The following is a 13212-nucleotide window of genomic DNA, read 5'->3' as shown; positions in this document are numbered from 1 at the left end:
GCGTCACGCATCGTTTTTCTATAGAAAAACCATTTTTTTCAAGGGCTGTTCCCGACGGGAACACGCCCTTTTTTGTTGCCTTGACGTAAGTTTGGCATAAGGGATAATGTAGTACTTTGACGGTTGGAAATATTCGGATAAAATCACTAAATTTATCGTGTTCAATGATAACTTTGTCTCAGTGAACAGAAGCATGAATGTGGAATTAAATCAAGAAAAAGATGGAAACAAAAGAGCTTATGACTACGGATTTCGACCGTAAGTTGGATGTGCTGATGGAAGGAAATCGTGCGGGACGGCTGGAAAGGTATCCGTGGGTAGGGGCACGTTATGCCGGACAGGCTCCTAAGGTGCTTGTTCTGGGTGACAGTCATTATGCCACAGACGGGAACGAGTTTTCGCAGGAGGCCTTGGAGGAACTGTTGGAGAAAGATGCCACCAGAGCCGTAGTGGACTGTGCGATAACTTCCGATGCTCCTTGGAGGATGTTTGCCGGATTGTACAGTCTGTTCGGGAAAGACAGTCTGGAGAGCCGGAATGATTTCTGGTCCAAAATAGCATTCTACAATTTCATCCAGCGCGTGATGCGGGCAAGAGATGAACGGCCGGCGTACGAGGATTTTATGAACGCATGGAAATGCTTGTCCGGCCTGTCTGACGTGCTTCTGCCGGATTTTTGCTTGTTTATCGGAACCCGAAGCGAGACCGGCATCGAAGGGGTGGGAGAAGGGAACTATGCAATCAGGCAGGATGATTCCGTTTACATCAACGGCTTTCCGCGGGAGGGATGGTTCTTGAGTGCCGGTGGACGGCGGGTGCCTTTCATAGCTATACATCACACCAGCATGGGCTTTTCTCCTTCCCACTGGCAGGCGTATTTGGAAGATAAAATCCCTTCTGTCATGCGGCAACTGAGGAAATGACCCGCAAAAATCCGCCCGCAAGGTGTAAAATGTCTCATATAACACTTATCTTTGGCGGAAAATTCAGAAAAACATGATTGATACGGAATATTTGAAGCATTTTGAAGAGAGATTGCAGCAGAACCTGCTGCATTTGTGTACCCACGAAGGGGTGCTCGACGGCACGCTGCTGGCCACCGAGGATTTGGACAAGCGCTGGCACGACCTGGCACCGGAATACATGGCCGATGCCGTGGAGCAGATTCCCGACTATCCTACGGTGTCGGTGGCTTGGGCGGCTTACCTGGGGTTGGGTGTGGCCTGCCACTGGGACGAGGACTGGGAGGCTTGCATGCAGGCCACTTACCAGTCGTACTACGGGGAGCAGGGTTTTGACGACATGGACGAGCACATCGTGCACGACCTGCTCGGACTGCCGCTCGACGGGGCGGAGGCCGCTCGTCTGGAGAAAGTGATTCGCCGCTGTGCGCAGTATGCGGTAGATGCCATCCGCCACGAACAGATTGAGCCGCAGAGTCCGCGGGCCTTCCACGTGTTTGCCCGTGCCTGCCGGACGATGTTCCGCATAGGGGCGGCCATCGAGCTGAAACGCCTGGGCTACAAGTTCGAGAAAGTACAACTCAGCCAGGTGCCGGGCGGTTTCCCGGCTTGAGAGACGGATTCTGCAAGCGCCTGTGAATCAGCGGGTCTCATAGGATGAAAAAACGTCCTTACGTTTTCCTTTAAACGCACTTGTGTTTTGGGTAAAACGTAAGGACGTTTTGGTGTAAACGCACTTGCGTTTTCTGGGGAAGCGTAAAGGCACTTTGGGAGGGAAAAAGATTCCTTAATTTCTGTGGAAAACTTCACATATTTTCAGACTGCAAACGGACCGGATGAGAAGCCGGAACCGGTTGATTCCAGACAGTTCCTTCTGTGGCGACAAAAGGACGGCAGAATTACGGTAGATTGGTACATGGATAAATGAAATCTGTCCGAAAACGGAATCTTATATTCTTAAAAAGTGTAAAAAATCGTGCGGATGTAAAGAAAATAATCGGATAATCCTACAAATCGCCAAAAAAATGTAATCTAGAGAAAGAATGCATTATTTTGTTTGCTATCAGTGACTTTTCATTGGCTGCGACACTCGGAAAGTCAGGAAACCCCACTTCAGGCCGAAAAATTGACAGTGAAAATCCCATGAACAACATGCGGAGAAAATGAGTTTTTATAGGCGAGAGTGTTTGATTTTAATTTTTAAATTTAACTTATGAAGAAAAATGTATTCAAAATGTCTGCTTTTGCGCTGATGTTGGCATGGGCAGGGTGTAGTAACGAAGAAATTGCCACAACTGCGCAAGGCGGAGATGACACATTATCTCCAGGAGAAGCAATGATTGAAATTAGTCTGACAAACGCCAATTCGCGCGCGGCGCGTCCGGTGGGAAGTTCGGCAGCCGCCAACAATGTGGACCATTACAAGCTTTTCGTATTGAAAGACGGTGCTGTGGCCGAAGGAGTCACTGTGACGCAGATTGACGGTGCGGCGGTGAGCAGCAATGACCCGATGGATGAGGCGGGTGCCGCATGGAACAGTGCGGTTTCCACTGAAGGTGCAGGGGAGGCAAGCCGTGAGAACGGTCTCAAGAAAATCAAGCTGGCAGGCCTGAAGGCCGGGGAGTACACGATTATTTCTTATGCCTATAACGGAGATACGGACCCCTATGCGGCTACGTTGTCGGGCAACACTTTTACGACTGTCAATAAACTGACAGGCTTTGACGTGGAGGAACTGTTTGCCGGTTCGGTTACGGTATCTGCCACGGAGGAAGGTAAGTTTACCACCCAGCCCAAGGTGACGATGGAGCGTCAGGTGGCTGGTATGCTGGCCTACTTCAAGAATGTACCCGCCTACGTCAATAACGAGAAGGTGGAGAAGGTGGTGGTGAGAGCCAACCGTGAAGCCAGCGGGTTTACTTTCCCTTCTACAGCTGATTTGAATGGTAAGTGGGATAGTGGAAATTCAGGAACAGCTGATTTGCTGACGTTTACCATGAGTGCGGCAAGCAACTATTCGGTAGCAAAATTGGGTGAGACCTATACCTTCAACGCAGAAGGGGGAGATGGCAAGAAATACCAGCTGGCAGACGGAATGCCTGAAAACCAATCCCTGAAATGTGTGGACCACTCACTTTTCGGTGGCCGCTTCGTCTTGCCTTACGAGGAGCATGTGGCCAGCCAGACGTTGAGCATCCACATCTTGGGCAGCGGCAACAAGGAGCTGAAAGTGCTGAATGTCACTGTGGCACAGGCTCCGAGCGATGGAACGAAATACCAGTATGACATCCGCCGCAATAATTTCTACTCCATCGGTAAGAAACTGTTTACGGACAATACGGAAGGAAAAGACTCAGCCACTTTGGAGGCAGAGCCGGGTGCCGACGAAAAGGATGCGCCCATCGACCTCTCGAAGTCGGATGAGCTGCTGGTCACCTTGAACGACGCATGGGGAGTGCTTCACGATACTGCCGTAGAATGATATAACGCCTCAAACTGCGTCACAATCTGCTGGAAGAGTGGCGGCAAATAATGCATCGTCTGTGCGTGCAGGGCAAGGGGAATGCCGTAGAACGCTTCAGCGATGCTGCCCGTGATACAGGCCAGCGTGTCGCTGTCGCCGCCCAGTGAGACGGCGTTGCGGATGCAGTCTTCAAAATCCGTCCCGTCCAGAAAAGCACGGATGGCCTGGGGCACGGTGCCTTGGCAGGTAGCGTCCCACTTATATGAGTCACGGATACCGTCGCAAGTGAAATTCAGGTTGTAGCCGAATTTTGCTTCGACGGTATTTTTTATGTTCTCCTTCCGTTTCCCGCATCGGGCCAGGAAGATACAGAGGGCCGTGGCCTGCGCTCCCTTGATGCCCTCGGGATGGTTGTGCGTGCAGGCGGCGGAGACGCGGGCCGCTTCCAGGGTCTCTTCTTCGGTGCGGAATGCCCATCCTACGGGTCCTACGCGCATGGCCGAGCCGTTGCCGCAGCTGCCGTAGGGGAGGAGCTGTCCCGTCTGCTGTCCTTGCCGGAGCCATTCGCGGAAACGTCCGCCGAAGCCGCCCAGCGGACACGGGTAGCAGGTGGCATAGCGGAAATAATACGTCGCACAGTCCCCGCCGTGCAGCAGCCAGTCGGCCGTGGCGAGGGTCAGGATGCTGTCGTCGGTATATCCCTTCTGCGGGGTGAAAAGGGGGAATCGCTTGGTCTTGATGTTATGGAACTCGTAGACGCTGCCTACGATGTCGCCGAGAATGCTTCCAATCATGGGATAGTTTTTTGTTTGTGGGTGTAAAGATAGTGCAAAAATGAATGAATAAGGGGGAGGATGATATGGATTGACAAAAAAGAGCAAAAAAAATGTCTGATGACTTTGATTTATTAACAAGAAATGTATGCTTTGTGAAAAATTTTATATATTTGTGGTGATTGACTTTGTTGTATTATCTAAAAGCTAGGAAAAACATGGGGGTTTTATTTCATATTATCAGATATTCTATCGGTAATCTGTTTTTGGGAGTTCTTCTCACGGTAGCAGGGATATTGTTGATGTTTGTCTTGATTCGGTCATGGCGCCGTGACAGCACTTTTACGCCGGTAAGTTACATTGTGGGCGTTATCCTATTTTTCTTCCTTTCAGTCCAGGCCGTTTTGCTTTGTGGAGCGGTAACCATTAAATCTTATTGCAATGAGGTGGAATATGCCATCAATGACTGGGTAAGGGGCGCTCCTGTCGGAACCGTATATAATCAAGCGGAAAGCCAGATAATATTGGAACAAATCATGGACCAGTGGCCATTGGTAGGTTACTTTGTGAACCTGGCTGATTTTTCAGGCCATACACCAGAAACGATTGCACCGGCAATGGCGGGGGAACTGCGCTCGGTGATGAATCATTTCATACTTCGCCGCATAGGCTGGAGTCTGTTTTTTGTGGTAATCGGTGCTTTCATCGTAATCAAATCGATGGAACGGGTGACACGCAGAAGTTATTCTCACAGATATTCTGGAGCGGGGCGCAGAAGAAGACGTTATGATGATTAAATATAAATTAAAAAATTAATTACTATGGCAAATCATTTAGTTATTGGATTAGGAGGAACGGGAGGCTCTGTCTTGCGTGCCTTGCGTAAGCGTATTTATGAAGAGTTTCGTTCAAATGATCCAGCAGGCAGTGCTAATATAGAATATTTGTACGTGGATTCAAGTCTGGCCGATTTGAACAATGAAGAAGACTGGCAGACATTAGGTGTGTCTGTTCAGCTTTCTCCGGCTCAGCGCTTGTCAATCAACGGAATCGGTTCAGGGGTGTTGAGTAACCTCGACCAATATCCGGGCATCAATGCTTTCATCAACCGCAAGGATGAGGCAATGCTGAAGGAAGGCATCGGGGCCATTATTAGTGAAGGCATTGGAGGCCAGCGCCGTCGTTTCGGGCGAATGTTGATTGCCAATAACATGTGTGGTCTGCCCCAGAATACATTTGTAGGACAGGTACATGCGCGTGTCCGTGCGTTGAAAGAGAAAGAAGATGTGGACGATGTGACCTTCCATATTTGTGCCGGACTCGGTGGTGGAACAGGTTCAGGTTCCATTGTGGATGCGGTGGCTCAGATTCGTAATGAATTTCAGCGTACGGGAGACGACCGTTCGAAGTTTAAGATACAGCTTTATCTCTATGTACCGGAGAAAATCATTCAGATTCCGGGAGGCGAAGACAGCAACCGCTATTACCAGCCGAACGGTTATGCTGCTTTGCTGGAACTCAATGCGATGTCGGTAAAACGTTATTTTCCTACGGATGTGAAAGGAAATACAGACGAATATGGCAATGTGCGTCGTTTGTTGATGGGACAGGATGCGTTTGATATGGCCTATTTGTATACCAATGTGAATGAAGCTGGTAAGGAAGTGAATATACATAAGGTGCTGCCGGGAATCGTGGGTGATTTCCTGTTCCAGAAGATTGTGGCTTCTTCCATGCAGAATGGAGGGAAGATGGCTCGTCTGGAGACCAATGAGAACAACGGTCTTCTACCGGAAAACAATGAGACAGGTGAAGCTGTCCGTAGCCGTCGGTTTATGACTTTTGGAGTGAAGCGGATTGAATATCCCGAAACGGAGGTTGTTGAGTATGGAGCCTACAATTTTGCACGGCAGGCTTCCATGCAGATGTTGTATGGATTATGGGATGAGGCACGCGGCTACATCGAGTGTACGGAAGACATGGTAGGAAAGACTTTCATCCACGATGTGGAGAAAGACGCTGAAAAGGAAGCGAACTTGCTGTCTGACGATTATCTCACATTAAGCAAGCCGTTGCCTTCCATTGAAAAGCACGTGACCAACTGGAAACCTATTGTGCAAGGATGGGAGTTCTATGTAGACCGTTACAAGCAAGATGTGCAGGCTGAATGTCAGAAGAAAGAATGGTATGAAGAATTCAACCAGCTTTGTGAGAAGTTCTATGATTCGATGTACCGTGGATGTGGCGTCAAGAAATTCTATTTTGATTATGAAACTCAGATTCCGGGTTTTGCCGAGGAAATATGCCGGCGCATAGAGAATAATCTGTTTGCAAAATGGAAGAATGGGGAGATGTCCATCATCGAGGTGCATAAATATATTGCAGTTTTGATAAGCAAATGTACGGAACGTATAGAGGGCTTCAAATCGAAGATTACCAAGCGTACTACCTATTTGAATGAAGATTTGGCAGAGCAGCTCGAAGAAATCCGTGCCGACTGGAACAATATCGGTTGGCTGAAAGATGCGATTACGAATGCATCGGCCAAGACGTTCGGGCGCTTTGCCGATGCGAAACGCGAACAGCTGACGGTGGCCACTTCCATTGCAGCTTATAGTTACGCCGTGAAACTGATGTCGGAAGTCATCAATATGCTGACGCTGTTGAATAATAACAGTGTGGAACCGTTCATGAGGGTGTTGTCTGAATTTGCAGACAGCATGAAAAAACAGGCTGAAGAAAAGTGCAAGCTGAGCGATGCAGAGACCAGCAGCATGAACAGTGAGGTGGTAAAGGAATACGATCCGAAGCTGGTTCGTGACACGGTGCGTGGATTCCTCAAGAATCAGGCCAATCAGAAGGCGTATGCCAGCAGCCTGCGTGCAAGCATCGTGGAATCTTTGGGTACGACCAATGTGGGATTTGCCAGTCTGGGAAAGAAAATCAATGTTTCGGCTTTGCAGGAAATCACGCTGAAGAGTTGCATTGAAAGTGCCCGGAAGGAGATGGACGATTATTCGCTGAAGAATATAAACCAACGCTTGGTCAATGTGAATATTCTGGACAAATTGAGAAATACGGATTGCAGCACTCCCGACAAGCGCAAACGTTTTATCAAGGAGATTTACAATGCCGCACAAAGCTTCTTGCCGTTCAACGGCTCGGAAGAAGGAAAGGGAAGTCCTGAAACCGCTGCAAACCATCAGAAGATTATCCAGCTTTCTTTGCCTCTGTACGAAGACGACGACACTTTCCGCAACGATTTTATCAAGGACTTTGGGGAAAGTGGAACAATTCCTTTCAACAAAGACAATGATGTCTCTGTGAATTTCAAGAGCAATCAGATTGTAGTGATTACGGCGCACAGCGGTTTCCCGTTGCGCTATGTGGACAATGTGCGTGTGCTGAAAGAAAAATACGACGTACTGGTACGCAGCGAGGTGAACCGCATGGTGGTACATACAGAATCCTTCTCCAAGGCTTTGCCGGGATTGTTTGCATTGGATGCAAGCGATTTGAAGAAACGTCTGCGTCCGGTTGTGCTGCTGGCTTATGCCCTGGATGGCCTTCTGGTAGAACGTGAAGACGTGGAAACGGGTGTGAAAACCATGTGTTTTGCCGGTGAGAAAAACCGCATGGGACGTGTCAGCCGTTGGATTCCGGTTGGAAACGACATGATTGAGACGCTGAATGAACTGTGTAAGATGAGTCGTGCGATGGATGCGGAAGCCCTGAAGAAAGCTGTGCAGACCGAACTGGATACAAACTATAAGCATGTAGAAAAGAAGAACCAGTTGATGCTGAAGATGGGTGAGACCCTCGATAATGTATTGTTGCCACTCTTGGGTGGAAATGATAATAATCCGGAATTTGTAGCCTTTAACAAGGCGGCAGAAGATTTATGTGACAATGATTTGAAGTTTGACTAAAAAAACGAAAGACTATGGCAAAGAAAAAAGGAGTTTGCGTGAACATTGATTGCGAAAACTATAAGAAAGAAATAGAAGTTGAACCCGGAAGTGAATTTGAATGTCCGTTGTGTCATCAACCTTTGAAGGAGAAGACTACAGGTCCTGGTCCTACTGGCCCTGGCGGTGGTAAAATGGCAATAATTATTGGTGCCGTGGTTCTGGTATTGGCTTTAGGGGGTGGTGCTTATTATTATATGACCAGTGACAAGTCGGCTGAGCCTCAGGTACCTGCGGGGGTAGATACAACCGTGGTGACGCCAGTTCCGCAAGATACGCTGAAGACAGATTCAGTGAAACAGGAGGAAGAGGTGCCTGCTGAGCCAAAGGAAAAGAAATCTGTACCAATTACTGGAAAAGGCACGGTGGACTTGGGATATGCCATTTATACCGGTGATTTGAAGAATGGAAAGCCTCACGGATATGGCACATTGACTTATAAGAGAAGTCAGAAGATTGTGTCTTCAAAAGACTTTGTGGCCAATCCCGGGGATACGTTTGAAGGAGAATTCCGGGACGGGAAAATCAGTGGAATCGGTTATTGGAAACACGATGGTAATGAAACGGCTGTGAAACCATGAGACAGTCTTTCCATATAGCGACATTGATGGTGGCGGCGGCATTCGCTTTGGAGGCGAATGCGGCCCCACCATTCTATACCCGTTGTCTGGAAAGACTGTCGTGTGCGCTGAAGCTGAACTTGCCTGATTCCTTGGGTGAGAATGTGGATAATGATTCTACATGGCAGTTTCGGGGAAAGGCTTTGCGCATACGGACGAATGTATATGGGGATGTTTCGCATATCGGTTATAAGCTGTTCGATACCCAGTGGGCTGCGGATTATGTGGCTCGTCCGCTGCTTGATTTTTTAGAGCGTTATGCGCTGGAGCAGGATGTGCCACGGAAAGACGTAGACAAGGAAGAGGAAGCGGTCCGGAAACGGTTGACCTTCATTGAAGGCGATGCATCGATGATTGCTCAACGGACTCCCGAGATGGGTTGCGTGATTGATGAAGTGGAGCGTAGAAGATATACTGTCAGCTGGGAGAAGGGCAATCAAAAGATATGTATGGTAATTCCGGCCGATTATCAGCTTTTCTTGGGAGCGAATGCGGTGGAACTGGAGCATATTTTCGAGCGGGATGTGAAGCGTATGTCCTCTGAAGCAGTGGAAGACAAATGGCGGGAGATGTGGAAGAATGGAACCCGGTCGCGGGCAGACAGTGTGTGGATAATCAGCAATGGTTGTTATTTGAGCGATCAGATACGTTCGGATTTATATTTGCAGGGAAGTGAAGCCGACATGAAACTTCTATTGGATTCCTCTAAACCTTTGCGCAGTGTCAGCAATGTTCTACTTACAGGATGTTTTCATAAAAGTATTCCTATGCAGCTGACGATTGACAAGTATGGTTACTTGAAGTCTGATATTGAAGTCACTCTACAGCAGCTTCTCGCCTATTTCCATTCCGAAAATTGCATGCTCTATTTAGGCGTCAAAAGTCGTACGAAAGAGAGTGCATCCCTCACGCTTTTTGCCGTGAATTTTAAAATGGCATATAATCATACAATCAGCGTGGAATTTCCTTTCAATATTTTGGAGGGAGGAGAAGACAAGGTGAAAGGAAGGATTTATGTCTATACTCCTTTACAGAATATTACAGAGAAGTTTTTTATTGATAACCTTAAACAGAATGAGCCGTGAAAAAGAATATTCTATTTGCTGTTATATTAGCGTGGTTACCTCTATTTTCTTTGTTTGCCGACCAGACCGATGAGGTGAAAAAGCAGATTAATAAGATAAAAAAGAGTAGCCAGTACATTTATGCTGAATCTACCGCTCCTACGGAAGCGGATGCACGCAGTTACGCGGAAAGTAGGCTGTATGAGGAGGTAAATGCCTGGGTCGCTACGCAGCGGAAACTGAAAAAAAGTACAAATCTGGTAGTGAATAACCGGAAAGAATTATGGACGATGCTGTCAATGCCCCGTGGCAGTAACATGTACCGTTCATTTATCTACGTAAAGAAGAGTGATATATTGCCTACGGAGAATGCCGTAGTTATACCGAATCAGTCACTCCCTCCGGTCGAAGAATCCATCAAGGAGACTTTGCCGGAAATTGTGACGCAAATTGCGGCCTGTTCCCAATATGGAGATATGGCTGCGATGGTCAAACAGGCGAAGAATGATGGTAAAATAAAAAATTATGGCCGTTATGCTTCATTGGCCAATCCGGATAAATGCTACTTGATAATTTACAATCGGGAGGGAAAAGTGGTCGCAACTCTTACCCCGGAGCCCGGCAGGAAAAATATAAAGACGAATAAGCCGGACAGTGTGAAAAACTATAGTGGTTGTGGAGCGATTGGATTTGAATTATAGAAACACAAATTTATTAATTGATATGAGAAGAAGATTGATATGTGCATTTGTTGCGTTTGTATCCATGTGTATGTGGAGTATAGGCCAGATGAAGGCGGTGACCGTAACACTGACAGTAGATGAAGGAGTTGGCCGGCCAGCTGCCTTGAGCAGGGCTGAACAAAATTTGAGTATGGTGCTGACAGAGATAAATCGAGCCCAACAAGCAAAGACCATATTGACTACGAGAGGATTTCCCATGGACGATTTTTCCTTGAGGTCGTTGCTGCGATTATGGGCTGTTACACCTTTCTATTGTGACGATGAAGAAGTGGTAGAACGGTGCTGGATATTCAAGGACGGTACGATGATGGTAAGCCATATTCCTTTGATTATCACTCCTGAGGGTGAGAATTTTGGAGTCGGCACGTATCAGGAGGCTGTCATTGAATTTGACTCTAACGGCGGAATTACCGATTTCCGCCTGGCACTTGATGCGCATGTGGCAGAAAGCATGGAAAGATGCGGCAGCGTGGTGGAAAAAGAAAAGCAAATGATTATTATGCAGTACATTGAACGTTTCCGTACGGCTTACAACCAGCGTGATTCTGATTATATTGAAAAAATATTCAGTGATGACGCACTGATTATTACGGGAAAGGTAATTACGGTACGCAGGAATAATGACTTTGGAGGGTTGAGCCAAAAGGTGGAATACACCAAACAGACGAAGGAGCAATATATCCGCAACTTGAAAAAGGCTTTCAAACGCAATAAATGGATTAATGTGAAGTTCAGTGAAATTGGTGAAAACGGTGAAAGCGGAGGATGTGCGGGCATTACTCGTTCCACGGTCGATCCCACCAAATATGGTGTGCGTCTGCGTCAGGAATGGAATTCCAGCAATTACAGTGACGAAGGATATCTGTTCCTGCTATGGGAGTTTCCGGAAGATGGCAGAGACCCGATTATTCATGTACGTACCTGGCAGCCAGAATGGGTGGGCGGCAAACGGCAGCAGCCGGATGATGACATCTCTACTTTAGGCGCCTTCGACTTATAAAAAATAATAAATTGTAGATTGACTATGAATTTGTTTAGATATATCTTAGCTGCGTGGATGATTCTGTGTGTGTGTGCATTGCAGGCGCAAACACAGTATATCTCACACAGCCGATGCGTAGAGGAAGACCGCTTTGAAGATTTGGCTGGCGATGGAGGGGTAATCCTGTTGTCCAAGCATAAAGATTTAGTGATAGCTCTTCCGAATGTCAAGAATAAGTCCATACGGCTGGTAGGCGAACGGCCGGATGGGTATTATGAATATTGTGTGATAATTAAAGCGGGAGAAACACTTACGCCAAAATTAGAGATAAGCCGGCGAGGAAGTGTCTATAAAACGGAATTGGTGCAAAAAGTGAAGCCGGATTTCCTGATAGCATATCGAGTGGAGGAAGTGCAGAATCCGATATGGAAAGATGAGCAGACCCAGTCGAACGATGCGTATTTGGATGCCAACTTTGCGGTACTTGAATTGTCGACCACCATAAAGGACTTGAAGGTGGAATGTCATCCGGACCTGAATGCGGTGGTTGAGAGCAAGGTCAGTACAGCCGATCCGAATATCTCGATAGTGACAGTCAAAATCCCAATCATTTCTTTGACTGGGGCAAGAGAACTTATTGAAAAGACAGAAAGGGAATATACAGCCCAGAAGAACAAGCTGGATAATATGGCAGAAGCTCCAGATGCAGAGTGGGATTTGCTGGATAAGCTTGAACTGGCAAAAGATAGTCTGGCCAATAGTTTCAAGCAGATGACAAACATCGGGATACATGCGGCGGGGACAAACTGGCTGACGGTTGAAGTGGGAGACTTGGGTCCCCGTGCCAAAAAATGCTATGCGGTGCTCCCCATTGTGGTAGAGAAAAATGTATATGTGACTCAGTGTAGTGCGTTTATGAATGAAGGCGGAAAGCTGTTTGGCATGCGAAAGTACAAAGAAGCCCGTTTGGCTTATGAAGACGCCTGGAATTCGGAAGATGTGATTGCTACTTTGCGTCCTGCTATTCGGGAATCGATAGCACAATGTGATTCATGTATGCTGTATGAGAGCCTGGCTGCAGGTGCAATCAAAAAAATAGCCGAGTTAAAGAAAAATGGAGGTGCTACACAGGAGGAAGTGGCCCGTTATGCTTCGGCTGCAGTGGAATTCATGGAGATGGTAAATGCATATAATCCAGATGATTTTTATCGGACACGTATTGAACGGATGAAGAATCTGCTTTCAGGGATGCCGCTGAAAATAAGATTCACTGTTGTAGAATGGAAAACATTGCAGGAAGGGAATAAAATCCCAGGAGTGGAAGTGTGGGCTTATAAAGGATTGTCACCTGTTTCTTCCAACACTTTCTCTTCGGATAAAAGATTTGAAAAACTATTGGAGAGAAATGGTGTTGATTACACTCAAATCGGGGTTTCCGACGAGAATGGTTTGGTTGAAGTTGATTTGGACAGGACAGAACTTCCACAAGGAATCTTGTTCCGTCCGTCAAAAGATAGTAAGATTAAAATTAAATATATGACCATAGCTGAGCTGATGCAGCAGGCTCAGGGAACGTATATGGAAAAGCAGTTTCGTTTGAAGATGTATGTAAAATAATAATCTGTTATCAATTTAA

The 13212-nt window shown here is 47.0% G+C and carries 11 protein-coding genes; 10 read left to right on the top strand and 1 reads right to left on the bottom strand.

Going from position 1 to position 13212, the window contains the following annotated elements; all coding sequences use genetic code 11:
• Positions 1-221 precede the first annotated feature (221 nt).
• The 3 genes from OIM59_RS08150 to OIM59_RS08140 all read left to right on the top strand — a co-directional run bounded on the left by OIM59_RS08150 (position 222) and on the right by OIM59_RS08140 (position 3444).
• The gene (locus OIM59_RS08150; RefSeq protein ID WP_299173597.1) at positions 222-923 is read left to right on the top strand and encodes a hypothetical protein; all 702 of its coding nucleotides are present in this window, start codon (positions 222-224) and stop codon (positions 921-923) included.
• Positions 924-996: 73 nt separating this feature from the next.
• Positions 997-1575, top strand: a complete 579-nt coding sequence (locus OIM59_RS08145; protein ID WP_235816655.1) for a hypothetical protein — start codon at positions 997-999, stop codon at positions 1573-1575.
• Positions 1576-2175: 600 nt separating this feature from the next.
• The gene (locus OIM59_RS08140) at positions 2176-3444 is read left to right on the top strand and encodes a FimB/Mfa2 family fimbrial subunit (protein ID WP_299173592.1); all 1269 of its coding nucleotides are present in this window, start codon (positions 2176-2178) and stop codon (positions 3442-3444) included.
• Here the strand turns inward: OIM59_RS08140 and OIM59_RS08135 are convergent.
• The gene (locus OIM59_RS08135) at positions 3423-4220 is read right to left on the bottom strand and encodes an ADP-ribosylglycohydrolase family protein (protein WP_299173590.1); all 798 of its coding nucleotides are present in this window, start codon (positions 4218-4220) and stop codon (positions 3423-3425) included. The genes OIM59_RS08140 and OIM59_RS08135 overlap by 22 nt on opposite strands.
• A gap of 197 nt (positions 4221-4417) precedes the next feature.
• Here OIM59_RS08135 and OIM59_RS08130 point away from each other — a divergent pair, with 197 nt between their 5' ends.
• Genes OIM59_RS08130 through OIM59_RS08100 form a run of 7 tightly spaced genes read left to right on the top strand, consistent with a single transcriptional unit; the run spans position 4418 to position 13193 of the window.
• Positions 4418-4996: a hypothetical protein gene (locus tag OIM59_RS08130; RefSeq protein WP_299173587.1), complete on the top strand. Its 579-nt coding sequence runs from the start codon at positions 4418-4420 to the stop codon at positions 4994-4996.
• Between the two features lie 24 nt (positions 4997-5020).
• The gene (locus OIM59_RS08125; RefSeq protein ID WP_299173584.1) at positions 5021-8128 is read left to right on the top strand and encodes a tubulin-like doman-containing protein; all 3108 of its coding nucleotides are present in this window, start codon (positions 5021-5023) and stop codon (positions 8126-8128) included.
• A 14-nt stretch (positions 8129-8142) separates the two neighbouring features.
• The gene (locus OIM59_RS08120) at positions 8143-8748 is read left to right on the top strand and encodes a hypothetical protein (protein WP_299173581.1); all 606 of its coding nucleotides are present in this window, start codon (positions 8143-8145) and stop codon (positions 8746-8748) included.
• Positions 8745-9872 (top strand): hypothetical protein, encoded by a 1128-nt coding sequence (locus tag OIM59_RS08115; protein ID WP_299173578.1) that lies wholly within the window; start codon positions 8745-8747, stop codon positions 9870-9872. Before OIM59_RS08120 ends, OIM59_RS08115 begins: the two co-directional genes overlap by 4 nt.
• Positions 9869-10552, top strand: coding sequence for a hypothetical protein (locus tag OIM59_RS08110; protein ID WP_299173576.1), 684 nt, complete (start codon positions 9869-9871; stop codon positions 10550-10552). The genes OIM59_RS08115 and OIM59_RS08110 overlap by 4 nt, the downstream gene beginning before the upstream one ends.
• Positions 10553-10574: 22 nt before the next feature.
• Positions 10575-11594 carry a hypothetical protein gene (locus tag OIM59_RS08105; RefSeq protein WP_299173573.1) on the top strand — a complete coding sequence of 340 codons (1020 nt, stop codon included), beginning with the start codon at positions 10575-10577 and terminating at the stop codon, positions 11592-11594.
• A gap of 24 nt (positions 11595-11618) precedes the next feature.
• Positions 11619-13193, top strand: coding sequence for a hypothetical protein (locus OIM59_RS08100; RefSeq protein ID WP_299173570.1), 1575 nt, complete (start codon positions 11619-11621; stop codon positions 13191-13193).
• Positions 13194-13212: the final 19 nt, after the last annotated feature.

This window comes from Bacteroides mediterraneensis, from assembly GCF_025993685.1.
Taxonomy (GTDB): domain Bacteria; phylum Bacteroidota; class Bacteroidia; order Bacteroidales; family Bacteroidaceae; genus Phocaeicola; species Phocaeicola mediterraneensis_A.
This window is presented reverse-complemented; position numbering and strand designations above follow the sequence as displayed.

Coding starts and splice junctions, on each gene's coding strand:
- OIM59_RS08105 (WP_299173573.1), top strand. CDS start 10,575: ATGAGAAGAAGATTGATATGTGCATTTGTTGCGTTTGTATCCATGTGT.
- OIM59_RS08125 (WP_299173584.1), top strand. CDS start 5,021: ATGGCAAATCATTTAGTTATTGGATTAGGAGGAACGGGAGGCTCTGTC.
- OIM59_RS08140 (WP_299173592.1), top strand. CDS start 2,176: ATGAAGAAAAATGTATTCAAAATGTCTGCTTTTGCGCTGATGTTGGCA.
- OIM59_RS08135 (WP_299173590.1), bottom strand. CDS start 4,220: ATGATTGGAAGCATTCTCGGCGACATCGTAGGCAGCGTCTACGAGTTC.
- OIM59_RS08130 (WP_299173587.1), top strand. CDS start 4,418: ATGGGGGTTTTATTTCATATTATCAGATATTCTATCGGTAATCTGTTT.
- OIM59_RS08100 (WP_299173570.1), top strand. CDS start 11,619: ATGAATTTGTTTAGATATATCTTAGCTGCGTGGATGATTCTGTGTGTG.
- OIM59_RS08115 (WP_299173578.1), top strand. CDS start 8,745: ATGAGACAGTCTTTCCATATAGCGACATTGATGGTGGCGGCGGCATTC.
- OIM59_RS08145 (WP_235816655.1), top strand. CDS start 997: ATGATTGATACGGAATATTTGAAGCATTTTGAAGAGAGATTGCAGCAG.
- OIM59_RS08120 (WP_299173581.1), top strand. CDS start 8,143: ATGGCAAAGAAAAAAGGAGTTTGCGTGAACATTGATTGCGAAAACTAT.
- OIM59_RS08150 (WP_299173597.1), top strand. CDS start 222: ATGGAAACAAAAGAGCTTATGACTACGGATTTCGACCGTAAGTTGGAT.